The sequence below is a fragment of the Streptococcus mitis genome, from assembly GCF_019929545.1.
GTDB classification, from domain to species: Bacteria; Bacillota; Bacilli; order Lactobacillales; family Streptococcaceae; genus Streptococcus; species Streptococcus mitis_BU.
Genome location: NZ_JAHZPT010000005.1, coordinates 1 through 23,772 on the forward strand (window position 1 = coordinate 1; position 23,772 = coordinate 23,772).

23 protein-coding genes and 1 other RNA gene are annotated in these 23,772 nt (G+C 42.1%); 19 read left to right on the forward strand and 5 right to left on the reverse strand.

Annotated features, from left to right (window positions below):
* Positions 1-213 precede the first annotated feature (213 nt).
* Positions 214-2,400: a penicillin-binding protein PBP1A gene (gene pbp1a / locus K1I71_RS02545; RefSeq protein ID WP_223330137.1), complete on the reverse strand. Its 2,187-nt coding sequence runs from the start codon at positions 2,398-2,400 to the stop codon at positions 214-216.
* Positions 2,397-2,993, reverse strand: coding sequence for a Holliday junction resolvase RecU (recU, locus tag K1I71_RS02550; RefSeq protein WP_020901564.1), 597 nt, complete (start codon positions 2,991-2,993; stop codon positions 2,397-2,399). The genes pbp1a and recU overlap by 4 nt, the downstream gene beginning before the upstream one ends.
* Positions 2,994-3,059: 66 nt before the next feature.
* Here recU and K1I71_RS02555 point away from each other — a divergent pair, with 66 nt between their 5' ends.
* The 17 genes from K1I71_RS02555 to tig all read left to right on the forward strand — a co-directional run bounded on the left by K1I71_RS02555 (position 3,060) and on the right by tig (position 18,653).
* On the forward strand, positions 3,060-3,587 hold the full coding sequence (locus tag K1I71_RS02555) for an SLOG family protein (protein WP_004263565.1): 528 nt from the start codon (positions 3,060-3,062) through the stop codon (positions 3,585-3,587).
* A gap of 72 nt (positions 3,588-3,659) precedes the next feature.
* Positions 3,660-3,989, forward strand: a complete 330-nt coding sequence (gene gpsB, locus K1I71_RS02560) for a cell division regulator GpsB (protein WP_000146534.1) — start codon at positions 3,660-3,662, stop codon at positions 3,987-3,989.
* A 20-nt stretch (positions 3,990-4,009) separates the two neighbouring features.
* Positions 4,010-4,391: RNase P RNA component class B (gene rnpB, locus K1I71_RS02565), an RNA gene on the forward strand.
* An 84-nt stretch (positions 4,392-4,475) separates the two neighbouring features.
* Positions 4,476-5,633: a THUMP domain-containing class I SAM-dependent RNA methyltransferase gene (locus tag K1I71_RS02570; RefSeq protein WP_223330138.1), complete on the forward strand. Its 1,158-nt coding sequence runs from the start codon at positions 4,476-4,478 to the stop codon at positions 5,631-5,633.
* Positions 5,634-5,645: 12 nt separating this feature from the next.
* The gene (gene mapZ / locus K1I71_RS02575; protein WP_223330139.1) at positions 5,646-7,055 is read left to right on the forward strand and encodes a cell division site-positioning protein MapZ; all 1,410 of its coding nucleotides are present in this window, start codon (positions 5,646-5,648) and stop codon (positions 7,053-7,055) included.
* 75 nt (positions 7,056-7,130) lie between these two features.
* Positions 7,131-8,555 carry an NADP-dependent phosphogluconate dehydrogenase gene (gene gndA / locus K1I71_RS02580; RefSeq protein ID WP_000158778.1) on the forward strand — a complete coding sequence of 475 codons (1,425 nt, stop codon included), beginning with the start codon at positions 7,131-7,133 and terminating at the stop codon, positions 8,553-8,555.
* A gap of 11 nt (positions 8,556-8,566) precedes the next feature.
* The gene (locus tag K1I71_RS02585; RefSeq protein WP_033686437.1) at positions 8,567-9,256 is read left to right on the forward strand and encodes a response regulator transcription factor; all 690 of its coding nucleotides are present in this window, start codon (positions 8,567-8,569) and stop codon (positions 9,254-9,256) included.
* Positions 9,257-9,355: 99 nt separating this feature from the next.
* Complete coding sequence (locus K1I71_RS02590) at positions 9,356-10,285, forward strand: PspC-like choline-binding domain-containing protein (protein ID WP_223330140.1); 930 nt, start codon at positions 9,356-9,358, stop codon at positions 10,283-10,285.
* Between the two features lie 119 nt (positions 10,286-10,404).
* Positions 10,405-11,283 carry a mevalonate kinase gene (mvk, locus tag K1I71_RS02595; protein WP_223330141.1) on the forward strand — a complete coding sequence of 293 codons (879 nt, stop codon included), beginning with the start codon at positions 10,405-10,407 and terminating at the stop codon, positions 11,281-11,283.
* Entirely contained in the window at positions 11,265-12,218 is a 954-nt protein-coding gene (gene mvaD / locus K1I71_RS02600; protein ID WP_223330142.1) for a diphosphomevalonate decarboxylase, read from the forward strand. Before mvk ends, mvaD begins: the two co-directional genes overlap by 19 nt.
* Positions 12,205-13,212 carry a phosphomevalonate kinase gene (locus K1I71_RS02605; protein WP_223330143.1) on the forward strand — a complete coding sequence of 336 codons (1,008 nt, stop codon included), beginning with the start codon at positions 12,205-12,207 and terminating at the stop codon, positions 13,210-13,212. The genes mvaD and K1I71_RS02605 overlap by 14 nt, the downstream gene beginning before the upstream one ends.
* The gene (gene fni, locus K1I71_RS02610) at positions 13,196-14,206 is read left to right on the forward strand and encodes a type 2 isopentenyl-diphosphate Delta-isomerase (RefSeq protein ID WP_223330144.1); all 1,011 of its coding nucleotides are present in this window, start codon (positions 13,196-13,198) and stop codon (positions 14,204-14,206) included. Before K1I71_RS02605 ends, fni begins: the two co-directional genes overlap by 17 nt.
* Positions 14,207-14,283: 77 nt before the next feature.
* Positions 14,284-14,982: a cell wall-active antibiotics response protein LiaF gene (gene liaF, locus K1I71_RS02615; RefSeq protein WP_061864749.1), complete on the forward strand. Its 699-nt coding sequence runs from the start codon at positions 14,284-14,286 to the stop codon at positions 14,980-14,982.
* Entirely contained in the window at positions 14,979-15,974 is a 996-nt protein-coding gene (locus K1I71_RS02620; protein ID WP_223330145.1) for an envelope stress sensor histidine kinase LiaS, read from the forward strand. Before liaF ends, K1I71_RS02620 begins: the two co-directional genes overlap by 4 nt.
* A gap of 13 nt (positions 15,975-15,987) precedes the next feature.
* Positions 15,988-16,620: a response regulator transcription factor gene (locus K1I71_RS02625; protein ID WP_223330146.1), complete on the forward strand. Its 633-nt coding sequence runs from the start codon at positions 15,988-15,990 to the stop codon at positions 16,618-16,620.
* Positions 16,621-17,277, forward strand: a complete 657-nt coding sequence (locus K1I71_RS02630) for a DNA alkylation repair protein (protein WP_045604931.1) — start codon at positions 16,621-16,623, stop codon at positions 17,275-17,277.
* 92 nt (positions 17,278-17,369) lie between these two features.
* Positions 17,370-18,653, forward strand: a complete 1,284-nt coding sequence (gene tig / locus K1I71_RS02635) for a trigger factor (protein ID WP_223330147.1) — start codon at positions 17,370-17,372, stop codon at positions 18,651-18,653.
* Positions 18,654-18,700: 47 nt separating this feature from the next.
* On the opposite strand, the gene recD2 is transcribed toward tig, so the two are convergent.
* From recD2 to rnhC, 3 genes are all read right to left on the reverse strand, one after another.
* Positions 18,701-21,067 (reverse strand): SF1B family DNA helicase RecD2, encoded by a 2,367-nt coding sequence (gene recD2 / locus K1I71_RS02640; RefSeq protein ID WP_223330148.1) that lies wholly within the window; start codon positions 21,065-21,067, stop codon positions 18,701-18,703.
* 224 nt (positions 21,068-21,291) lie between these two features.
* On the reverse strand, positions 21,292-21,906 hold the full coding sequence (lepB, locus tag K1I71_RS02645; RefSeq protein WP_004245100.1) for a signal peptidase I: 615 nt from the start codon (positions 21,904-21,906) through the stop codon (positions 21,292-21,294).
* Between the two features lie 3 nt (positions 21,907-21,909).
* Positions 21,910-22,791 (reverse strand): ribonuclease HIII, encoded by an 882-nt coding sequence (gene rnhC / locus K1I71_RS02650; RefSeq protein WP_223330149.1) that lies wholly within the window; start codon positions 22,789-22,791, stop codon positions 21,910-21,912.
* Positions 22,792-22,877: 86 nt separating this feature from the next.
* Between rnhC and zapA the strand changes: the two genes are divergently transcribed.
* Together zapA and K1I71_RS02660 are read left to right on the forward strand one after the other, a co-directional pair.
* A complete protein-coding gene (gene zapA, locus K1I71_RS02655) occupies positions 22,878-23,180 on the forward strand; it encodes a cell division protein ZapA (RefSeq protein ID WP_000002019.1) in 303 nt (100 codons plus the stop codon).
* The gene (locus tag K1I71_RS02660) at positions 23,177-23,725 is read left to right on the forward strand and encodes a CvpA family protein (RefSeq protein WP_223330150.1); all 549 of its coding nucleotides are present in this window, start codon (positions 23,177-23,179) and stop codon (positions 23,723-23,725) included. The genes zapA and K1I71_RS02660 overlap by 4 nt, the downstream gene beginning before the upstream one ends.
* The last annotated feature ends 47 nt before the right edge of the window (positions 23,726-23,772 follow it).

A 23,772-nucleotide genomic window follows, 5' to 3' on the forward strand; every position in this document is an offset into this window, starting at 1 on the left:
ATGTGCCAACTAAATGAGACACATACAGTTGATTTTTTCTTTTGTGATAAGAGTGGAGTTTTTAGAGGTGCCCATAAAAAGAAGTTAGTTATTCGCTAACTTCTTTTGGTTTATCGAAAATGAGTTGAAACATCTTTTCACTTTCAAAGATTATGAAGTTAATTTTTTTGTAGAAAAAATCCTGAGTTTTTATTCTCAGGATTTTCTTTCATCTCACTGTTGTGGTTGCTGTTGAACTTGTGGATTTTGTGGCGTTGGTTGTACTGGTTGTGTCGGTTGAACAGCCTGGCCAGCTTGTCCTTGATTAGGATCAGTTGCTGGAGCATTATTGGGTTGTTGACCAACCGTCGTACTTGCCTGTGTAGTTGAACTTTCAGTTGTTGTAGAGGAATTCTCTATTGTTTGTGTTTGTTGTGTAGCTGGATTATTCCAAGTGTTTTTGACGTTGTTCTGGAAGACGAATTCTCCATTTCGGAACAGGCCCTCAGGCATCGTCCAATCTCCAGGTTGGTCATCTTCTGATAGATACGATATCATTGAGCGATAAACCTTAGCAGCAACTAGGAAACCATCTCCAACGATTGGAGTTAAACGATTTGAGTAACCAGTCCATACAGCCATAGAATACTTACGAGTATAACCTACAAACATTTCATCTGGAGCTACGTAGCCAGTGTTCTTGATATACTTTTCAATTTCGTCGTCAGTATAGTTAGAAGTACCTGTCTTACCTGCTTGTGGAAGCCATGGTAGGTAAGCACCACGTCCGGTTCCGTAAGCTAAAACAGTTTTCATCATTTCGGTCATCATATAGGCAGTAGTTTCTTTCATAGCTCGTGTACCAGCATCTGAAAATTCTTTTTCACTACCATCACTAAAGACGATTTTATTGATATACATTGGTTTGTGGTAAATACCACCATTAGCAAAGGCGGCATAAGCAGCAGCCATTTTTTCACTACTTGCACCGTACTGTTTGTTGGATTCAGTTGTGTTACTTGAAATGGCGTTTGCATAATGCATGCTTGGATAGTCGATACCAAGACCATTAAGGAAGGTTTTAGCTCTATCTAGACCGACCTTATTCAAAGTCTCAACGGCTGTGACATTTCGTGATTGTTGAAGAGCATACTGGATTGTAATGTTTCCAAAGTAGACATGATCCCAGTTGTAGAGTGGAGTATCAGTGCCAGGATAGTTATAAGGGACATCATGTACAATAGAAGCAGTAGAGTCATAGACTCCATATTCTAAAGCGGGAGCATAGTCAGTGATTGGTTTCATTGATGATCCCCAGTCACGATTGGTTTCTACGGCCTGGTTGGTACCGAATGAAACATTAGTTGCTTGATGACGAGCACCAAGTTGTGCAATAACGTTACCATTAGATACATCTACAATAGTCGAAGCTACTTGCATGTCATCATCAGGATAAGTGACATATTGGTCGGTGTTATAAACATCCCAAAGTCGCTGCTGAACATCTTTGTCGACATTAGTATAGACTTCCATACCTGTGGTAAGAAGGTTGTAACCAGTTTCTTGTTCAACTTGGTCGATTACTTCTTTAAGGTAGTTGTCCATGTATGCAGGATAGCTGTTACCGGATTTCAGGCTTTGTAGACCATCGGTAACAGGGGTATTAATAGCTTTTTCATACTCTTCTGCGCTGATGTATTTCTGCCCCTTCATTTCTGAAAGTACCAAATTTCGACGCTCAAGAGCAGCTTCTGGATGAGAATAAGGATCATATTGATTTGGTGCTTGAGGCATTCCGGCTAGGAGTGCTAACTGTGGTAAGCTTAAATCCTTCAAGTCTTTTCCATAGTAATTTTGGGCTGCAGTTTGCATTCCATAGTTACCGTTAGACATGTAGACTTTGTTGATGTAGTAGGTCAGGATTTCTTGCTTGGTTGCTTTTTGCTCTAGTTGAACGGCTAGCCAAGCTTCTTGAGCTTTACGTGACAAAGTTTGATCGGCAGTTGAAGTAGAAAAATAAGTTAATTTAATCAATTGCTGAGTCAAGGTTGAGGCTCCCTGGAGGCCTCCTCCGCCTTGGAGGTTTCTCAATGCCGCACCCATGATACGAATGGTATCCACACCTCTATGATCAAAGAAACGGTGGTCTTCGATAGATACGATGGCCTTGACTAAGTCAGTAGGAATTTCATTTGATTGAGCATTTACGCGACGTTCAGATCCAAGGTCAGCAATCAGTTCGTTTTTGTTGTCATAAATCTTGCTAGAGGTTGTCGCAACTAATTTACTTTCAGATAAGGCTGGAGCCTTGCTAACAAAGTAGAGGAAGACACCTCCACCTAATAGAAATAATGCGATAAATAAGGTAAGAAATGTAATTCCAATATACTTTAAGAATCGCAGAATGGTTTGTTTATTCATCTTGTTTTACCACCTAGTAAATGTTCTTTGATAATATCGAGATAGGGAATTTGAGGGAAAGCTCCTTGCTTTACTAAATATCCGTATTCTTGAATATATCCAAGTGGCATCGATTTTTGGCCCTTATCTTGATGATAAAAGCGAATCAAATCAAGTGCCGGCAACAAATAAGTTTCTTGTCGAGAAGAAAAATGAAGCAGTACGAAGCAAATGCCCTGCTGTTCTAGAACTTGTTCCATATGTTGAATCTGGTGAAGATGGAAGTTCTTCATTGGAATAGCATTCTTTTGTCGTGTTTCCTTGGCTTCAAAGTCAATGTAATGTCCTCTATATACGCCAGAGTAATCTGTTGTGGAAGCTTGTCTAAAATAGGCTTCTACAATTTTGGCTCGACTACGTTGAGGATAGTCTACTCGAACAATCTGAACAGGCGTTGGCTTTTTATGGATAACTGCCATACCATGCGTCAGATAGTAGTCGTTTGTAGCGTTAATCATCTTTTCAAAAGTCATTCCTCGATTTGCGAAATTTTTTGGTTGAGAAATGGATGTTTGGCTTTTTTTTGATGAAATTTTATGAGGATAGTTGACCATATTTCTCCTTATTGGTACAATAACATCACTCTATTATACCATAAAAATAGAAAGAAAGGTGTAAAAATGACTACAGCTTTAATTATGGGATATTCTAATTTTGACTTGGGTGTCTTTAACGAAAAGGATATCAGGTTAAAAATTATAAAGAAAGCCATTCGCCGTGATTTAGAAAGTTTGGCAGAAGAAGGGATTAATTGGCTGGTCTTTACAGGGAACTTGGGATTTGAATCCTGGGTTCTTGATGTTGCAAATGAAATGAAAGAAGAATATGATTTCAACCTAGCGACCATTTTTGATTTTGAAACACACGGGGAAAATTGGAATGAAGCGAATCAGCTTAAACTGAGCCAATTTAAGCAGGTCGATTTTGTCAAATATGCCTATCCTAAATATGAACATATGGGTCAACTACGAGACTACCAACGATTTTTGCTGGAAAATACTGACTTAGCTTATTTTTTCTATGACCCAGAAAATGAGACCAAATTAAAATTTATGGACACTTTGATGAAAAATCAGGAAGGTTATCGCATAAAAAGGTTAACGTTTGAAGACTTAAATGAGCTAGCAGAAAATTTTTCTGAAAAGTAAGGCTTTGACCTTGATTTTTGTTTGCCTTTTTTTATATAATAATACTATTAGAAACCGAGAATGGAGAGAGAGATGGCAAGTATTATTTTTTCAGCAAAAGATATTTTTGAGCAAGAGTTTGGACGTGAAGTCCGTGGATATAGTAAGGTTGAAGTTGATGAATTTTTGGACGATGTCATCAAGGACTATGAAACTTATGCTGCCTTAGTCAAGTCTCTCCGTCAAGAAATTGCAGAGTTGAAGGAAGAATTGTCTCGCAAACCTGAATCTGCACCGGTTCAAGCAGAACCACTTGAAATGACAGCAACAACTTCTATGACGAATTTTGATATTTTAAAACGTCTAAATCGTCTTGAGAAAGAAGTATTTGGTAAACAAATTTTGGATAACTCTGATTTATAAGAGCTTATTTGAAAAGTGCAATTTTTGGATAATCGCGTGAGGAGAATTTCTTTTCATGAGGAAAGTCCATGCTAGCACAGGCTGTGATGCCTGTAGTGTTTGTGCTAGGCGAAACCATAAGCCTAGGGACGAGAAATCGTTACGGCAGTCGAAATGGCTAAGTCCTTGGATAGGTCGGAGTAGGCTTGAAAGTGCCACAGTGACGGAGTCTTTCTGGAAACAGAGAGAGTGGAACGCGGTAAACCCCTCAAGCTAGCAACCCAAATTTTGGTCGGGGCATGGAGTACACGGAAACGAACGTAGAACTCTGACTGCTATCAGCTGTAAGTTGTTAGTGGTAGACAGATGATTATCGAAGGAAGTGGTCCTAGTCACTTCTGGAACAAAACATGGCTTATAGAAAATTGCATATAGGTTGGGGCTGAGAAAACTTTCTCAACCTCATTTTTTAAAGTGGACATATAGAAAGGTCTTATAAGACTGAAAATGAAAAAAGAATTTAATTTAATCGCTACTGCTGCAGCGGGTCTTGAGGCTGTTGTGGGACGAGAAATGCGAGAGTTGGGCTACGATTGTCAGGTCGAAAACGGCCGTGTTCGGTTTCAAGGAGACGTGAGAGCTATTATCGAAACCAACCTTTGGCTTCGGGCAGCAGACCGTATCAAGATTATCGTAGGAACATTCCCAGCTAAGACTTTTGAAGAGCTGTTTCAGGGAGTTTTCGCTCTAGATTGGGAAAATTATTTACCACTTGGAGCTCGATTCCCGATTTCAAAAGCCAAATGTGTGAAATCTAAACTACACAATGAACCCAGTGTTCAGGCTATTTCAAAGAAGGCCGTTGTTAAGAAATTGCAGAAACACTACGCCCGCCCAGAAGGTATTCCTCTGATGGAGAATGGTCCTGAGTTTAAGATTGAGGTTTCTATTCTCAAAGATGTAGTAACTGTCATGATTGATACGACAGGGACTAGCCTCTTTAAACGTGGCTATCGTACCGAAAAAGGTGGGGCTCCTATCAAGGAAAACATGGCAGCAGCTATTTTGCAACTCTCTAACTGGTATCCAGACAAACCCTTGATTGATCCGACCTGTGGTTCAGGAACTTTCTGTATCGAGGCAGTTATGATTGCTAGAAAGATGGCTCCTGGTCTTCGTCGCTCCTTTGCTTTTGAGGAATGGAACTGGATTAGCGATCGCTTGATCCAAGAAGTTCGTACTGAAGCAGCTAAGAAAGTGGATCGTGAGCTTGAGCTAGATATCATGGGCTGTGATATCGATGCTCGCATGGTGGAAATTGCTAAGGTCAATGCTCAGGCAGCAGGGGTTGCAGGAGATATTACCTTTAAGCAGATGCGCGTGCAGGATTTGCGTTCTGATAAAATCAATGGAGTGATTATCTCTAACCCGCCTTATGGGGAACGCTTGTCAGATGATGCAGGGGTTACCAAGCTTTATGCTGAGATGGGTCAAGTATTTGCACCGCTGAAAACGTGGAGCAAGTTTATCTTAACCAGTGATGAAGCCTTTGAGACCAAGTACGGTAGTCAGGCGGATAAGAAACGGAAGTTGTACAACGGAACTTTAAAAGTTGATTTGTATCAATATTTTGGTCAGCGTGTTAAACGTCAGGAAGTAAAGTAGGAAGGAAAACTCATGAGTAAGAAAAGACGGAATCGTCATAAAGCAGAACATCAAGAAGCGCAATTTGATTTTGATGAAGCCAAAGAGCTAACAGTTGGAGAAGCTATGCGAAAAAATGAAGAGGTGGAAGCAGGTGTATTGCCTGGAGATTCTATCTTGGACAAGTATGTGAAACAACATAAAGATGAAATTGAAGCAGATAAGTTTGAAACACGTCAGTTTAGCAAGGATGATCTAGTTGAAAAAGAAGAGGTAGAGGAGACTCAGACTCTGGATAATTTGCTTCAAGAGCTTCGTGAGGAAACGGGAGTAACTTCTCCAGTTCCAGAAGATGAATTGAGTCAGTTTGATGATTTAGAATTAACACGAGTTTCAGAAGCTCCTCTTGTCGAAGAATTTGAGAAGGAAGAGGTACCATTAGTTGGAACGGAAGAGGCTCTCACACGTTCTCGAGTGACAGATAGTGAAGATGGAAAAAGTAAGAAGAAATGGGTGCTTTACGGGATTCTAGCCGCATTAGTGGTTCTTATCCTTGGAACTGGTTATTATGTTTATCGTCAAGTGGATCGTTCGACCAAGGAAATCCAAACTTCTCAATCAACTACAAATACGCAGTCAGATGCGGAAGAATTTAATAATTTATATGATGCCTTCTACACAGATAGCAACAAAACGGCTTTAAAAAATAGCCAGTTTGAAAAGCTACCTCAACTCAAGGCTTTACTTGATAAGCTGGAAGGTAGTCGTGAACATACGCTTGCAAAATCTAAGTATGATAGCCTAGCAACTCAAATCAAGGCCATTCAAGATGTCAATGCTCAATTTGAGAAGCCAGCTATTGTGGATGGTGTCTTGGATACTAACGCTAAAGCTAAATCAGATGCTAAATTTACAGATATTAAAACTGGAAATACGGAGCTTGATAAAGTTCTAGATAAGGCTATCAGCCTTGGTAAGAGCCAGCAAACAAGTGCTTCAAGCTCGAGTTCAAGTGAAACTAGCAGCTCAAGCTCTAGTCAAGCAAGTGAAAACACTGCTAGTGAGACAAGTCCAAGTAGTTCAAATACTGCATCAACTGAAACTAGAAGTACCCGCAGTGAAGTCAATATGGGTGTATCAAGTGCAGGAGTTGCTGTTCAAAGAAGTGCGAGTCGTGTTTCTTATAACCAGTCTGCTATTGATGATAGCAATAATTCTGCCTGGGATTTCGCGGATGGTGTCTTAGAACAAATTCTAGCGACTTCACGTTCACGTGGTTATATCACTGGCAACCAATATATCCTTGAACGTGTCAATATCGTTAATGGCAATGGTTATTACAACCTCTACAAGCCAGATGGAACCTATCTCTTTACCCTTAACTGTAAGACAGGATACTTTGTTGGAAATGGTTCTGGACATGCGGATGACTTGGACTACTAAGCAGTCGTTACAAAATTCTTTCTTTTCAAAAGTAAAAATGATAAAATAAAACAAATTAAACAAGAGGAGTGTCAAATGACAAAAGCTAACTTTGGTGTCGTAGGTATGGCCGTAATGGGTCGTAACCTTGCCCTTAATATTGAATCTCGTGGTTACACAGTTGCTATTTACAACCGTAGTAAAGAAAAAACTGAAGATGTAATTGCTTGCCATCCTGAAAAGAACTTTGTACCAAGCTATGACGTTGAAAGTTTTGTAAACTCAATCGAAAAACCTCGTCGTATCATGCTCATGGTTCAAGCTGGACCTGGTACAGATGCTACAATTCAAGCCCTTCTTCCACACCTTGACAAGGGTGATATCTTGATCGACGGAGGAAACACTTTCTACAAAGATACAATCCGTCGTAATGAAGAGTTGGCAAACTCAGGTATCAACTTTATCGGTACTGGGGTTTCTGGTGGTGAAAAAGGTGCCCTTGAAGGTCCTTCTATCATGCCTGGTGGACAAAAAGAGGCCTACGAATTGGTTGCGGATGTTCTTGAAGAAATCTCAGCTAAAGCACCAGAAGATGGCAAACCATGTGTGACTTACATCGGTCCTGATGGAGCTGGTCACTATGTGAAAATGGTTCACAACGGTATCGAGTATGGTGATATGCAATTGATCGCAGAAAGCTATGACTTGATGCAACACTTGTTAGGCCTTTCAGCAGAAGATATGGCTGAAATTTTTACTGAGTGGAACAAGGGTGAATTGGACAGCTATTTGATCGAAATCACAGCTGATATCTTGAGCCGTAAAGACGATGAAGGTCAAGATGGACCAATCGTAGACTACATCCTTGATGCTGCAGGTAACAAGGGAACTGGTAAATGGACTAGCCAATCATCTCTTGACCTTGGTGTGCCATTGTCGCTCATCACTGAGTCAGTATTTGCACGTTACATCTCTACTTACAAAGAAGAACGTGTGCATGCTAGCAAAGTTCTTCCAAAACCAGCTGCCTTCAAATTTGAAGGAGACAAGGCTGAGTTGATTGAAAAGATCCGTCAAGCCCTTTACTTCTCAAAAATCATTTCATACGCACAAGGTTTTGCTCAATTGCGTGTAGCTTCTAAAGAAAATAACTGGAACTTGCCATTTGCAGACATCGCATCTATCTGGCGTGATGGCTGTATCATCCGTTCTCGTTTCTTGCAAAAGATTACAGATGCTTACAACCGTGATGCAGATCTTGCCAACCTTCTTTTGGATGAGTACTTCTTGGATGTTACTGCTAAGTACCAACAAGCAGTGCGTGATATCGTAGCTCTTGCTGTTCAAGCTGGTGTGCCAGTGCCAACTTTCTCAGCAGCTATTACTTACTTTGATAGCTACCGTTCAGCTGACCTTCCAGCTAACTTGATCCAAGCGCAACGTGACTACTTTGGTGCCCACACTTACCAACGTAAAGACAAAGAAGGAACATTCCACTACTCTTGGTATGACGAAAAATAAGTAGGTCTGCCATGGGGAAACGGATTTTATTACTTGAGAAAGAACGAAATCTAGCTCATTTTTTAAGTTTGGAACTCCAAAAAGAGCAATACCGAGTTGATCAGGTTGAGGAGGGGCAAAAGGCCCTCTCCATGGCTCTTCAGACAGACTATGACTTGATTTTATTGAATGCTCGTCTGGGGGATATGACAGCCCAGGATTTTGCAGACAAGCTGAGTCGGACTAAGCCAGCCTCAGTCATCATGGTCTTAGACCATCGCGAAGAATTGCAAGATCAGATTGAGACAATCCAACGCTTTGCTGTTTCTTACATCTATAAGCCGGTTATTATTGACAATCTGGTAGCTCGTATTTCAGCGATTTTCCGAGGTCGGGACTTTATCGATCAACACTGCAGTCAGATGAAGGTTCCAACGTCTTACCGTAATCTGCGTATGGATGTAGAACATCATACCGTTTATCGTGGCGAGGAGATGATTGCTCTGACGCGTCGTGAGTATGACCTTTTGGCCACTCTTATGGGAAGCAAGAAAGTTCTGACTCGTGAGCAGTTGTTGGAAAGTGTCTGGAAGTATGAAAGTGCGACCGAAACCAATATCGTGGATGTCTATATCCGTTATCTACGTAGCAAGCTTGATGTAAAAGGTCAAAAAAGTTACATTAAAACCGTTCGTGGTGTCGGTTACACCATGCAAGAATAGAAAAGCAGTTGCAGTTATGTAACTGCTTTTTATATGAGTTTTTTATATATTGACATACGATTCTGCATTTGCTACAATCAGTTATGGAGGATAGGTCTAATGAAAATAATAAAAAAATTGATGCAAATTGCATTAGCAGTCTTTTTCTTCGGTTTGCTAGCGACAAGTGCAGTATTGGCGGATGATGCTGATTCAGAAGGTTGGCAATTTGTCCAAGAAAATGGTAGAACCTACTACAAGAAGGGTGAGATCAAAGAAAAGGCCTGGCGAGTGATTGATGGCAAGACCTATTATTTTGATCATGTATCAGGAGAAATGGTTGTCGGCTGGCAATATATCCCGTTTCCATCTAAAGGTAGTACAATTGGTCCTTACCCAAATGGTTTGAGATTAGAATCTATGCCAATGCCACAATGGTACTACTTTGACAAAAATGGAGTGCTACAAGAGTTTGTTGGTTGGCAACAATTAGAGCTAAAAGATTCCTTAACCGTTGGGAAAAAACATGGTGAAGGCTGGGAAGGTCCCGAAGTTCTTAAATTAGCATACTACTACTTTGATCAAGATCATTCTTTAAAGACAGGTTGGCTTTATGATCAATCTAACTGGTATTACCTAGCAAAAACAGGAAATTCTGGGAATAAGAATCTTGGTGGTGAGAAACGTTCTGGTTGGATTCAAGATGCTTCCACTTGGTACTATCTAGATTCAGAAACTGGTATCATGCAAACTGGTTGGAAACAACTTGGCAATAAGTGGTACTACCTCCGTTCATCAGGGGCTATGACAACTGGCTGGTATCAGGAAGGCTCAACTTGGTATTATTTAGACCAGTCAAATGGTGATCTGAAAATTGGTTGGCAAAACCTTGGTAACAAGTGGTACTATCTCCGTTCATCAGGAGCTATGGCAACAGGCTGGTTCCAGGTCGGTAGTAAATGGTACTACGCTTATAGCTCAGGTGCCTTGGCAGTGAATACCACTGTAGATGGCTATTCTGTCAACTATAATGGCGAATGGGTTCAATAATGAAAGAGGCGATTGTGAAGGAAACAATCGCTTTTTTTGTGAAAATATAATAAAATAGATAGGAACAAATAATACTGTTTGAGAAATAAGACGGTCTTTCCGTCTAGTAAAAGGATAACATGACAAAAAAGGTTGGTGTCGGTCAGGCACATAGTAAGATAATTTTAATTGGGGAGCATGCAGTCGTTTACGGTTATCCGGCTATTTCCCTGCCTCTTTTGGAGGTGGAGGTGACTTGTAAGGTAGTTCCTGCAGCGAGTCCTTGGCGTCTCTATGAAGAGGATACCTTGTCCATGGCGGTGTATGCTTCACTGGAGTATTTGGATATCAAAGAATCCTGCATTCGCTGTGAGATTGACTCGGCTATCCCTGAAAAACGGGGAATGGGTTCGTCAGCGGTTATCAGCATAGCGGCCATTCGTGCGGTATTTGACTACTATCAGGCAGAACTGCCTCATGATGTACTAGAAATCTTGGTCAATCGGGCGGAGATGATTGCCCATATGAATCCAAGTGGTTTGGATGCCAAGACCTGTCTCAGTGACCAGCCTATTCGCTTTATTAAGAACGTAGGATTTACAGAGCTTGAGATGAATCTATCTGCCTATTTGGTCATTGCAGATACGGGCGTCTATGGTCACACTCGTGAAGCCATTCAAGTGGTTCAAAACAAGGGCAAGGATGCCCTGCCGTTTTTGCATGCCCTGGGAGAATTGACCCAGCAAGCAGAAGAAGCGATTTCACGAAAAGATGCTGAAGGACTGGGACAAATCCTTAGTCAAGCGCATTTGCATCTAAAAGAAATTGGTGTTAGTAGCCCTGAGGCGGATTCTCTAGTTGAAACGGCTCTTAGCCATGGTGCTCTGGGTGCCAAGATGAGCGGTGGTGGGCTAGGAGGCTGTATCATAGCCTTGGCAACCAATTTGACTCAAGCTCAAGAACTAGCAGAAAGATTAGAAGAGAAAGGAGCTGTTCAGACATGGATAGAGAGCCTGTAACAGTACGTTCTTACGCAAATATTGCTATTATCAAATATTGGGGAAAGAAAAAAGAAAAAGAGATGGTGCCTGCTACTAGCAGCATCTCTCTGACTTTGGAAAACATGTACACAGAGACGGCCCTGTCGCCTCTACCGACGGATGCGACTGCTGATGTTTTTTACATCAATGGTCAGCTACAGAGTGAGGCGGAGCATGTCAAGATGAGCAAGATTATTGACCGTTACCGTCCAGCTGGTGAGGGCTTTGTTCGAATTGATACTCAAAATAATATGCCTACGGCAGCGGGCTTGTCATCAAGTTCTAGTGGTTTGTCTGCCTTGGTCAAGGCTTGTAATGCTTATTTCAAGCTTGGATTGACTCGGAGCCAGTTGGCACAGGAGGCTAAGTTTGCCTCAGGCTCTTCCTCTCGGAGTTTTTATGGACCACTAGGTGCTTGGGATAAGGATAGCGGAGAAATTTACCCTGTAGAGACAGACTTGAAACTAGCTATGATTATGTTGGTACTAGAGGACAAGAAAAAACCAATCTCTAGTCGTGATGGGATGAAACTTTGTGTGGAGACATCGACGACCTTTGATGACTGGGTCCGTCAGTCTGAGAAAGACTATCAGGATATGCTGGTTTATCTCAAGGAAAATGACTTTGCCAAGGTTGGGGAGTTAACGGAGGAAAATGCTCTGGCTATGCACGCTACGACCAAAACAGCATCACCAGCCTTTTCTTATCTGACGGATGCAAGCTATGAAGCCATGGACTTTGTCCGCCAGCTTCGTGAGCAAGGAGAAGCTTGCTACTTTACCATGGATGCTGGTCCCAATGTCAAGGTTCTCTGTCAGGAGAAAGACTTGGAGCATTTATCAGAAATCTTCGGTCAGCGTTATCGCTTGATTGTGTCAAAAACAAAGGATTTGAGCCAAGATGATTGCTGTTAAAACTTGCGGAAAACTCTATTGGGCAGGGGAATATGCTATTTTAGAGCCAGGGCAGTTGGCCTTGATAAAGGCCATTCCCATCTATATGAAGGGCGAGATTGCTTTTTCTGATAGTTATCGTATCTATTCGGATATGTTTGATTTCGCAGCGGATTTGACGCCAAATCCTGACTATAGCTTGATTCAAGAAACAATTGCTTTAGTGGAAGATTTCCTCGTTTATCGTGGGGAGACCTTGCGACCTTTTTCTTTGGAAATCCGAGGAAAAATGGAACGAGAAGGGAAAAAGTTTGGTTTAGGATCTAGTGGCAGCGTCGTTGTCTTGGTTGTCAAGGCTCTGCTAGCTCTGTATAAGCTTTCGGTTGATCAGGAGCTCTTGTTCAAGCTGGCTAGCGCTGTCTTGCTCAAGCGCGGAGACAATGGTTCTATGGGGGACCTTGCCTGTATTGTGGCAGAGGATTTGGTTCTCTACCAGTCATTTGATCGCCAGAAGGTGGCTGCTTGGTTGGAAGAAGAAAACTTAGCGACTGTTTTAGAGCGTGATTGGGGCTTTTCAATCTCACACGTACAACCTGCCCTAGAATGTGATTTCCTAGTGGGATGGACCAAGGAAGTGGCTGTATCGAGTCACATGGTCCAGCAAATCAAGCAAAACATCAATCAGAATTTTTTAAGTTCCTCAAAAGAAACGGTGGTTTCTTTGGTAGAAGCCTTGAAACAGGGGAAATCAGAAAAACTTATCGAGCAAGTAGAAGTAGCCAGCCGGCTTTTAGAAGGCTTGAGCACAGATATTTACACACCTTCGCTCAGACAGTTGAAAGAAGCTAGTCAAGATTTGCAGGCTGTTGCCAAGAGTAGCGGCGCTGGTGGTGGTGACTGTGGCATTGCCTTGAGTTTTGGTGAGCAATCAACTGAAACCCTAAAAAACCGTTGGGCCGATCTGGGGATTGAGCTCTTATACCAAGAAAGGATAGGACATGACGACAAATCGTAAGGATGAGCACATCCGCTATGCCCTTGAGCAGCAAAGTTCCTATAATAGCTTTGATGAGGTGGAGTTGATTCATTCTTCCTTGCCTCTTTACGACCTGGATGAAGTCGATCTGTCGACAGAGTTTGCTGGTCGAAAATGGGACTTTCCTTTTTATATCAATGCTATGACGGGTGGAAGCGATAAGGGAAGAGAAATCAATCAAAAGCTGGCTCAGGTGGCGGAAGCCTGTGGTATTTTATTTGTAACGGGTTCTTATAGCGCAGCCCTCAAAGATCCAGCAGATGACTCTTTTTCTGTCAAGTCTGATCATCCAAATCTCCTTCTTGGAACCAATATTGGATTGGACAAGCCTGTCGAGTTAGGTCTTCAGACTGTAGAAGAGATGAATCCTGTTCTCTTGCAAGTGCATGTCAATGTTATGCAGGAATTGCTCATGCCTGAGGGAGAAAGGAAGTTCAGAAGCTGGCAATCGCATCTGGCAGACTATAGCAAGCAAATCCCTGTTCCGATTGTCCTAAAGGAAGTGGGCTTTGGAATGGATGTGAGGACCATTGAAAGAGCCTATGAATTGGGCGTTCGAACAGTGGATCTATCAGGTCGTGGTGGTACCAGTTTTGCTTATATCGAAAACCGTCGCAGTGGTCAACGTGACTACCTCAATCAATGGGGCCAGTCCACCATGCAAGCCCTTCTCAAGGCCCAAGACTGGAAAGACAAGGTCGAACTCTTGGTCAGTGGAGGTGTTCGCAATCCGCTGGATATGATTAAGTGTTTGGTCTTTGGGGCTAAGGCTGTAGGATTGTCTCGGACAGTTCTGGAATTGATTGAAACCTACACAGTTGAAGAAGTTATTGGCATTGTCCAAGGCTGGAAAGACGATCTGCGTTTGATTATGTGTGCTCTTAATTGTGCCACCATAGCAGATTTGCAAAAAGTAGACTATCTTCTTTATGGAAAATTAAAAGAAGCAAATGATCAGATGAAAAAGGCGTAACCACCGCCTTTTTTTCCATCCTCAGACTGAGGTGACTTTTTTGAATTGTGATAAAATAGAAGGGAGAGGATGAACCTATGAGAAAATTTAAAATCTTTTTATTTATCGAAGCCTGTCTTCTGACAGGAGCTCTGATTTTGATGGTATCAGAGCATTTTTCGCGTTTTCTGCTGATTTTATTCCTCTTTTTGCTTTTGATTCGTTATTACACTGGTAAAGAGGGCAATAATCTTCTTTTAGTGGTGGCAAGCATTCTCTTCTTTTTCATCGTCATGCTCAATCCTTTTGTGATTCTAGCTATTTTTGTTGCGGTCATCTACAGCCTCTTTCTTCTTTATCCGATGATGAACCAGGAAAAAGAACAGACCAATTTGGTTTTTGAAGAGGTGGTAACGGTTAAGAAGGAGAAAAATCGTTGGTTTGGCAATCTCCATCATTTTTCAAGCTACCAGACTTGCCAGTTTGACGATATCAATCTCTTTCGCCTCATGGGCAAGGATACCATTCATCTGGAGAGGGTCATCTTAACCAATCATGACAATGTTATTATCCTCAGAAAGATGGTAGGAACGACCAAAATCATTGTACCTGTAGATGTGGAAGTTAGTCTTAGCGTTAACTGTCTCTATGGTGATTTGACTTTTTTCAACCAGCCCAAGCGTGCTCTCCGCAATGAACACTATCATCAGGAAACAAGAGACTATCTCAAGAGTAACAAGAGCGTCAAGATTTTCTTGACCACTATGATTGGGGATGTTGAGGTGATCAGAGGATGAAAAAACAAGCTTATGTAATCATTGCCATTACCTCCTTCCTGTTTGTCTTATTTTTCTCCCACAGCTTGTTGGAAATGCTTGACTTTGACTGGTCTATCTTTCTGCACGATGTCGAAAAAACAGAAAAATTTGTTTTTTTGCTATTGGTCTTCAGCATGTCCATGACCTTTCTCTTGGCCCTGTTTTGGAGAGGTATCGAAGAGCTTTCTCTAAGAAAAATGCAGACTAATCTCAAGCGTTTGTTGGCAGGGCAAGAAGTGGTTCAGCTTGCAGATCCAGATTTGGATGCCAGTTTCAAGTCCTTGTCAGGTAAACTTAATCTCTTGACAGAAGCTCTTCAAAAAGCTGAAAATCACAGTCTTGCTCAGGAAGAGGAAATCATCGAGAAAGAACGAAAGCGGATTGCTAGGGATTTGCATGATACAGTCAGTCAGGAGTTGTTTGCGGCCCATATGATTTTGTCAGGTATCAGTCAGCAGGCTTTGAAACTGGATAGAGAAAAGATGCAGACCCAGTTGCAGAGTGTCACAGCTATTTTAGAAACCGCCCAGAAGGATTTGAGAGTCTTGCTCCTGCACTTGCGCCCAGTTGAATTGGAACAAAAGAGCTTGATAGAAGGGATTCAAATTCTTCTAAAAGAGCTTGAGGACAAGAGTGACCTCAAAGTTAGTCTCAAGCAAAATGTGACGAAATTGCCTAAGAAAATCGAGGAACATATCTTCCGTATTCTGCAAGAGTTGATCAGCAATACTCTCCGCCATGCTCAGGCCTCTTGTTTGGATGTCTATCTCTATCAGACGGATGTTGAATTGCAGCTGAAGGTGGTGGACAATGGGATTGGTTTCCAGTTAGGGAGTTTAGACGACTTGAGTTATGGACTGCGGAATATCAAGGAGCGAGTCGAAGATATGGCAGGAACGGTTCAACTCTTGACAGCTCCCAAGCAAGGTCTGGCGGTTGATATCCGTATTCCCCTGCTCGATAAGGAATGATAAAGGAGTAAAGATGAAAATTTTACTAGTAGATGACCATGAAATGGTCCGATTGGGCTTGAAAAGCTACTTTGACCTCCAAGACGATGTAGAAGTTGTGGGCGAGGCGGCAAATGGGTCTCAAGGTATTGATTTGGCCTTGGAACTGCGTCCAGATGTCATTGTCATGGATATCGTCATGCCTGAGATGAATGGGATTGACGCGACTTTGGCCATTCTCAAAGAATGGCCTGAAGCCAAAATTTTGATTGTGACCTCGTACTTGGACAATGAAAAAATCATGCCGGTCTTGAATGCTGGTGCCAAAGGATATATGCTCAAAACTTCTAGTGCAGATGAACTGCTCCACGCTGTCCGTAAGGTGGCTGCTGGGGAGCTCGCCATTGAGCAAGAGGTTAGCAAGAAGGTCGAATACCACCGCAATCATATGGAACTTCATGAAGAATTGACTGCGCGTGAGCGAGATGTGCTCCAACTGATTGCCAAGGGATACGAAAATCAGCGTATCGCAGATGAACTTTTTATCTCTCTCAAGACGGTCAAGACCCACGTGTCCAACATTCTTGCCAAACTGGAGGTTAGCGATCGCACTCAGGCAGCAGTCTATGCCTTTCAGCATCATTTGGTAGGGCATGAGGAGTTTTAGATGAGTCTAACAGATTTACTTGAGGAGCTAGAAGCAGCAAAAGATCCTAAAAAAGCAGGGCCTATGGAGGCCTATATGCGCCATCAATTTTCCTTTCTAGGCGTTGCGGCGCCAGAAAGAAATACACTCTATAAAAAATACTTTCCAGAAGCGAAAAAAACAAAGATTATCGATTGGGATTTTGTAGATATTTGCTGGGAAAAAGAGTCTAGAGAATTCCAGTATGTGGCTGCCAATTATTTGAAAGCCATGCAGTTTTATCTAAAGGACAGCGATTTGCCTAAGCTAGAGCAGTTGGTTGTTACCAAATCTTGGTGGGATACGGTGGATATCCTAGATCGAGTAGTAGGGAGTTTGGTGTATGACAAGCCGGAACTGGAAAAAATAATCCTCCAATGGAGCTTGTCAGACAATATCTGGTTGAGACGTGTCGCTATTGACCACCAGTTGTTGAGAAAAGAGAAGACCAATGTTCCATTACTGGAAAAGATTCTGCTTCATAATTTGAACCAAACAGAATTCTTTATCAATAAAGCCATTGGATGGGCTCTAAGAGACTACTCCAAAACCAATCCAACTTGGGTAGCAGGCTTCATTGAGAAAAACAAGGAAAGAATGGCTGACCTTAGTATCAAAGAAGCAAGCAAGTACCTCTAGCGTGATTGAAAAGAGCATTCGTTACTTGAAAAAAGTCGCCCATTTATGTTATAATAGACTGTATTTAAAAAATTTTAAGGAGAAATGACAGAATGTCTGTATCATTTGAAAACAAAGAAACAAACCGTGGTGTCTTGACTTTCACTATCTCTCAAGACCAAATCAAACCAGAATTGGACCGTGTCTTCAACTCAGTGAAGAAATCTCTTAATGTTCCAGGTTTCCGTAAAGGTCACCTTCCACGCCCTATCTTCGACAAAAAATTTGGTGAAGAGTCACTTTACCAAGACGTTATGAACGCTCTTTTGCCAAATGCTTATGAAGCAGCTGTAAAAGAAGCTGGTCTTGAAGTCGTTGCTCAACCAAAAATTGACGTAACTTCAATGGAAAAAGGTCAAGACTGGGTTATCACTGCTGAAGTTGTTACAAAACCTGAAGTAAAATTGGGTGACTACAAAAACCTTGAAGTATCAGTTGATGTAGAAAAAGAAGTAACTGATGCTGACGTTGAAGAGCGTATCGAACGCGAACGCAACAACTTGGCTGAATTGGTTATCAAAGAAGCTGCTGCTGAAAACGGCGACACTGTTGTCATCGACTTCGTTGGTTCTATCGATGGTGTTGAATTTGATGGCGGAAAAGGTGAAAACTTCTCACTTGGACTTGGTTCAGGTCAATTCATCCCTGGTTTCGAAGATCAATTGGTAGGTCACTCAGCTGGCGAAACTGTTGATGTAGTTGTAACATTCCCAGAAGACTACCAAGCAGAAGACCTTGCAGGTAAAGAAGCTAAATTCGTGACAACTATCCACGAAGTAAAAGCTAAAGAAGTTCCAGCTCTTGACGATGAGCTTGCAAAAGACATCGACGAAGAAGTTGAAACACTTGCTGAATTGAAAGAAAAATACCGCAAGGAATTGGCTGCTGCTAAAGAAGAAGCTTACAAAGATGCAGTAGAAGGTGCAGCAATCGATAAAGCTGTAGAAAACGCTGAAATCGTAGAACTTCCAGAAGAAATGATCCACGAAGAAGTTCACCGTTCAGTAAATGAATTCCTTGGAAACTTGCAACGTCAAGGTATCAACCCTGACATGTACTTCCAAATCACTGGAACTACTCAAGAAGACCTTCACAAACAATACGAGGGAGAAGCTGAGTCACGCACTAAGACTAACCTTGTTATCGAAGCAGTTGCCAAAGCTGAAGGATTTGACGCTTCAGAAGAAGAAATCCAAAAAGAAATCGAGCAATTGGCAGCAGACTACAACATGGAAGTTGCACAAGTTCAAAACTTGCTTTCAGCTGATATGTTGAAACATGATATCACAATCAAAAAAGCTGTTGAATTGATTACAAGCACAGCAACAGTTAAATAATCTTAATAAACAAAAATCCCACCTGAATTGGTGGGTTTTCTTATGCACTATTTTCCAAAAATCTCTTTGAGGTCTGCGTCTGTAATCCCAATCATGGCGGGGATGCTATCCCAGTTTTCTTCGGTCAGGATGTAGGATTGTTCAGAGGCGTTTGATGTGTCTGTTTCAGAGACAGCTGGTTGCTTTTCTTCAACATTCTCTAGTAGATCACTGAAATGTTCAATCAGATAGGTTTTTCGGGCAGTTCCGATGTGTTGGGTAGCATAGTCGAAGGCCTGTAATTCACCTAGTAAGATAAGCTTGCTTTTGGCGCGTGTAATGGCTGTATAGATGAGATTGCGCTCCAGCATGCGCCTACTAGCACTAGTGATAGGTAAGATGACAACAGGGAACTCACTTCCCTGAGACTTATGGATACTCATGGCATAGGCCAAACGAATCTTGTACCATTCGTTACGTGGGTAAGAGACTTCGTTGCCGTCAAAATCAATGACAATCTCGTCTTGTTTCGACTCGGTGTATTTACCAGGAATCAGGTCTGTGATGGCTCCTAAATCTCCATTAAAGACATTAATTTCAGCATCATTGACCAGGTGAATGACCTTGTCGCCCTTACGATAATGGCACTGGGGAGCTTCAAAACTAAGTTGGTCTTTTTGTGGTGGGTTAAGGAGGTCTTGCATGAGCTGGTTGATGGCATCAATCCCTGCCGTCCCTCTGTACATGGGAGCCAGAACTTGGATATCACGGGCAGGAATACCACTTCTGAGGGCGGCGCCTAAGATTTTTTCAATCGTAGCTGGAATATGGCCACTAGCAATTTCAAAGTAGGAACGGTCAGCTTTTTTCTGGGTGAAATCAGCTGGCAAGATGCCCTGTCGAATTTGACTAGCTAGCGTGACGATGGTTGATTCCTCGCTTTGCCGATAAATTTTTTCCAAGCGAGTCTGAGGAATCAAGGGAATATGAAGCAGATCCGCTAGAACCTGTCCAGGGCTGACAGACGGTAGCTGGTCGCTGTCACCCACGATGAGGATTTTACTGTTAGAAGAGATGTTGGAGAAGAGTTGATTGGCCAGCCAAGTATCCACCATGGAAAATTCATCTACGATGATAAAGTCAGCATCCAGATAATCTTCCAGATGACTGGTATCATCGTCACCTGTCATTCCTAAATGTCGGTGTATGGTCGCGCTAGGCAAACCTGTCAATTCATTCATGCGGCGAGCTGCTCGTCCAGTTGGAGCAGCAAGAAGAATAGGTAGGTTGCTTTTTTTCCTGAGGTCAAGTCCTTCTAAAAGGGCGTAAACAGCGATGATACCATTGATAACCGTTGTCTTACCAGTACCAGGTCCACCTGTCAGAATAAAGACCTTGTTCTGGATAGCGTCGCAGATAGCTTGTTTTTGAATACTATCATACTCAATCTCCAAATCTTCTTCGACAGTAGCGATATGTTTTTGAATGGTTTTTAAATCCTGGCTCTTCTGTTTTCCTTTTTCAAGGATACGAACCAAGTGACTACGGATGCCTTCCTCAGCGAAAAAGAGGCTGTTGTCAAAAATCTTGGTATCAACCTGCTGAACCTTGTCTTCTTCAATCAGGTAGGAGAGCTCTTGGGCCACTTGGCTGGGATCCAGTTCCACGGGGCGAGAAGATTCAAGGAGAGTAAGGGTTTGTTCCAGCAAATCCCGTGCTTCAACATAGGTGTCCCCTGTTTCCATACAGGTCTGAAAAAGACTGTGAACTAGACCGGCACGAAAGCGTTCAGGAGCCTGACTTTCGATGCCTAGTTCTTCTGCTAATTGGTCAGCAATAGTAAAGCCCAAACCCTTGATATCTTCAACTAGTTGGTAGGGATAATTTTCAACCACGTCAAGGGTTTTTTCCTTGTAAAAGTCTTGAATCTGAAAGGCTAATTTATTGGGAATGCCGTAGTTGGCTAGTTTGGCCAAGACCATCTCGGTTCCGTAGTTGAGACGAAGAGTTGAGACGAAGGCCTCGCGATTTTTGGCAGAGAGTCCTGCAATGCCTTCTAACTTTTCTGGGTGTTGCAAAATTTCGTCAATGGTATTGCCGCCATAGGTATCTACAATTTTTTGAGCTATTTTGAGACCAATTCCCTTGAAATGGCTACTTGAAAAGTACTTGACCAAGCCCTTGCTAGTTGGTTTTGCGCGTTCATAACGACTGATTTGCAGTTGCTCCCCATACTTGGAGTGCTGGACAATTTGTCCCCAAAAAGTATAGTCTTCTCCCTCAATCACATCAGCCATGGTGCCCGTGACAATGATTTCAAAATCATCAAAATCCTCTGCGTCTGTATCGTCGATTTCTAGGAGAAGGATGCGATAAAAATTGCTGGGATTTTCAAAAATAATCCGTTCAATGGTTCCTGAAAAATAAACTTCCATAAAATTCCTTTGCATGAATAGGTGAGAGTTGGAGTTGTTTTTATTTTATACTCAATGAAAATCAAAGAGCAAACTAGGAAGCTAGCCGCAGGCTGTACTTGAGTACGGTAAGGCGAAGCTGACGTGGTTTGAATTTGATTTTCGAAGAGTATTAGTCAATAAACAATCACTTCTCATGATAGAAGAAGAGGCTGAGATTGTCGATTCTCGGCCTCTTAGGTCTCTTAAAATGTTCCGATACGGGTGATTGGCCAGAAGCGGAATTTAGCTTCCCCTGTGATATCTTTTGCTTTAAAAGTACCTACGTGGCGGCTGTCGCTTGAAACCAAGCGGTCGTCTCCGAGGAGAAGGTATTCTCCTTCTGGGACAGTAAAGCTAAAGTTGGTATTGTAGTTGACATCAACTGTGAAGGCTTGGGCTTTTTCAGCAATACTTCTAAAGAAGGTTCCTTTATTTCCTTCAAAGCCCTTGCCTGAGTAGGTGCTTTGGAGTTTGTCATCCTTGAAGCGTTTGATGTAATCAGCTAGGTAAGGTTCATCTGTCTCTTTGTCATTGATGTAAAGTTTATCGTTTTCGTAACGGATGGTGTCGCCAGGCATTCCGATCACGCGCTTGACGATGTCCTTATTGCCATCTTCCTCATGGGCCACCACGATATCAAATCGGTCAATAGGGAGGTGTTTGACAACAAAGAGGATTTCGCCATCCGCTAGGGTAGGATCCATGGAATGCCCTTCTACGCGAACATTGCTCCAAAAAAAGATACGACTTAAAGCTAGTAATGACAGAATTAGGAGGAACAATCCCCACTCTTTTAAGAAATTTTTAAATGAATTCATAACTTACCTTTCTAAGCGTTTTTTCGCTTTTTCAGTATTTTTAAAGTGCAGTTTGGCGCAGAAGTTGAGTCCCTGCATACCATAGGCTTGTAAAATCTGGCTAGCCACCTTGTCAGAAGCCGTTCCAGCTCCACTTGGAAGTTGATAGCCCAGCTCTCGTCCAAGATTTTCAAGATTTTCTAGAAAGAGATCACGCGCAATGATAGAAGAAACTGCGACAGCCAAGTATTTGCCCTCAGCCTTTTCTTCTAAGCTGATAGGATTGCTGAAACGATTGGCCTCTTGTGCCAAGTACTTGTCATAATTTTTAGCACTGGTAAAGGCATCAATCACAATTTTCTCAGGCTGAATGCCTTTTTGAAGGAGGAGATAGATAGCCTGATTATGGAGGACTACCTTAACAGAAACAGCATTGTAGCGGTCTCCGATGACCTCGTTGTACTTGCTTGGTGAGAGAAGCAGTGCCTGGTGCTGGATTTTTTCTTTGAGGATAGGGGCAATCTGACGGATCTTTTGGTCGGTCAGAGTTTTAGAATCCCCCACACCGAGTTTTCGCAAGAAGGCATGCTGGTCAGGTGTGACAAAGGAAGCCACAACTGCAAGCCCACCAAAGTAGGAACCATTCCCTACCTCATCTGTCCCAATCAAAGGGAAATTTTGTCCGCTGATTTCCTCTACAAACTGATAGCCAAAGAAACTGGCGTATTTATCAGCTCCTTCACCCTGAAGCAAGACCTTTCCAGAAGTATAGATAGAAACGGTTGCTTGAGGCAGTTTCAAAAAATAGCGAATATAGGGGTTTTTACTGGGAGCCAGACTGGTTTGATAGTGTTCAAGAAAAGCCTGAATCTCCTTTTCGCTTGGTGTGAGTGTTATACTTGCCATAGTTTCTATTGTACCATAAAAGCAGGCAAATTTGTAAAAACTGACAAAGTTAGCGAATTTTGGTATAATATCGTGAGGTGAATTTTATGGCAAATCTAAATCGATTCAAATTTACATTCGGGAAAAAATCATTAACCTTGACAAGCGAGCATGATAACCTTTTTATGGAGGAAATCGCCAAGGTTGCGACAGAAAAATACCAAGCAATTAAAGAACAAATGCCTAGTGCAGACGATGAAACAATCGCTCTTTTGTTGGCAGTCAACTGTTTATCAACTCAGCTCAGCCGTGAGATTGAATTTGATGATAAGGAGCAAGAATTAGAAGAACTCCGTCACAAGCTTGTGACTTGCAAGCAAGAACAGAGCAAGATTGAGGATTCCTTATGATTTCACTCCTTCTTCTATTGGTCTTGGCTTGGGGATTTTATATCGGCTATCGGAGAGGCCTGCTCTTACAGGTTTATTACCTGATTTCAGCCATGGCATCGGCTTTTGTGGCTGGCCAGTTTTATAAGGGACTTGGTGAGCAATTTCATTTGTTGGTCCCTTATGCAAATCCGCAGGAAGGTCAGGGAACTTTCTTTTTCCCATCGGATCAACTCTTTCAGTTAGATAAGGTCTTTTACGCAGGGATCGGCTACTTGCTTGTATTTGGGATTGTCTATAGCATCGGTCGTTTGCTTGGTCTCCTATTACACTTACTTCCTAGTAAAAAACTGGGGGGTAAGTTGTTCCAAGTTTCAGCAGGTATCTTGTCCATGTTGGTGACCTTATTTGTCTTGCAAATGACCTTGACCATCTTGGCGACCATTCCCATGGCAGCTATACAAAATCCTCTTGAAAAGAGTATCGTCGCAAAACACATCATCCAGAGCATACCAGTAACAACCAGTTGGCTCAAACAAATCTGGGTGACAAATTTAATCGGATAAAAAGGGCAGGAGTTTTCCTAGCCCTTTGTTTACAGATTGACTCGAAT

What these genes read in the sequence shown, in the direction of transcription:
- fni (WP_223330144.1), top strand. Translation starts at nt 13,196, where the DNA reads ATGACGACAAATCGTAAGGATGAGCACATCCGCTATGCCCTTGAGCAG.
- mvaD (WP_223330142.1), top strand. Translation starts at nt 11,265, where the DNA reads ATGGATAGAGAGCCTGTAACAGTACGTTCTTACGCAAATATTGCTATT.
- K1I71_RS02570 (WP_223330138.1), top strand. Translation starts at nt 4,476, where the DNA reads ATGAAAAAAGAATTTAATTTAATCGCTACTGCTGCAGCGGGTCTTGAG.
- rnhC (WP_223330149.1), bottom strand. Translation starts at nt 22,791, where the DNA reads ATGGCAAGTATAACACTCACACCAAGCGAAAAGGAGATTCAGGCTTTT.
- mvk (WP_223330141.1), top strand. Translation starts at nt 10,405, where the DNA reads ATGACAAAAAAGGTTGGTGTCGGTCAGGCACATAGTAAGATAATTTTA.
- K1I71_RS02585 (WP_033686437.1), top strand. Translation starts at nt 8,567, where the DNA reads ATGGGGAAACGGATTTTATTACTTGAGAAAGAACGAAATCTAGCTCAT.
- K1I71_RS02625 (WP_223330146.1), top strand. Translation starts at nt 15,988, where the DNA reads ATGAAAATTTTACTAGTAGATGACCATGAAATGGTCCGATTGGGCTTG.
- K1I71_RS02590 (WP_223330140.1), top strand. Translation starts at nt 9,356, where the DNA reads ATGAAAATAATAAAAAAATTGATGCAAATTGCATTAGCAGTCTTTTTC.
- lepB (WP_004245100.1), bottom strand. Translation starts at nt 21,906, where the DNA reads ATGAATTCATTTAAAAATTTCTTAAAAGAGTGGGGATTGTTCCTCCTA.
- gpsB (WP_000146534.1), top strand. Translation starts at nt 3,660, where the DNA reads ATGGCAAGTATTATTTTTTCAGCAAAAGATATTTTTGAGCAAGAGTTT.
- tig (WP_223330147.1), top strand. Translation starts at nt 17,370, where the DNA reads ATGTCTGTATCATTTGAAAACAAAGAAACAAACCGTGGTGTCTTGACT.
- K1I71_RS02605 (WP_223330143.1), top strand. Translation starts at nt 12,205, where the DNA reads ATGATTGCTGTTAAAACTTGCGGAAAACTCTATTGGGCAGGGGAATAT.
- recU (WP_020901564.1), bottom strand. Translation starts at nt 2,993, where the DNA reads ATGGTCAACTATCCTCATAAAATTTCATCAAAAAAAAGCCAAACATCC.
- K1I71_RS02630 (WP_045604931.1), top strand. Translation starts at nt 16,621, where the DNA reads ATGAGTCTAACAGATTTACTTGAGGAGCTAGAAGCAGCAAAAGATCCT.
- recD2 (WP_223330148.1), bottom strand. Translation starts at nt 21,067, where the DNA reads ATGGAAGTTTATTTTTCAGGAACCATTGAACGGATTATTTTTGAAAAT.
- gndA (WP_000158778.1), top strand. Translation starts at nt 7,131, where the DNA reads ATGACAAAAGCTAACTTTGGTGTCGTAGGTATGGCCGTAATGGGTCGT.
- mapZ (WP_223330139.1), top strand. Translation starts at nt 5,646, where the DNA reads ATGAGTAAGAAAAGACGGAATCGTCATAAAGCAGAACATCAAGAAGCG.
- zapA (WP_000002019.1), top strand. Translation starts at nt 22,878, where the DNA reads ATGGCAAATCTAAATCGATTCAAATTTACATTCGGGAAAAAATCATTA.
- liaF (WP_061864749.1), top strand. Translation starts at nt 14,284, where the DNA reads ATGAGAAAATTTAAAATCTTTTTATTTATCGAAGCCTGTCTTCTGACA.
- K1I71_RS02555 (WP_004263565.1), top strand. Translation starts at nt 3,060, where the DNA reads ATGACTACAGCTTTAATTATGGGATATTCTAATTTTGACTTGGGTGTC.
- K1I71_RS02620 (WP_223330145.1), top strand. Translation starts at nt 14,979, where the DNA reads ATGAAAAAACAAGCTTATGTAATCATTGCCATTACCTCCTTCCTGTTT.
- pbp1a (WP_223330137.1), bottom strand. Translation starts at nt 2,400, where the DNA reads ATGAATAAACAAACCATTCTGCGATTCTTAAAGTATATTGGAATTACA.
- K1I71_RS02660 (WP_223330150.1), top strand. Translation starts at nt 23,177, where the DNA reads ATGATTTCACTCCTTCTTCTATTGGTCTTGGCTTGGGGATTTTATATC.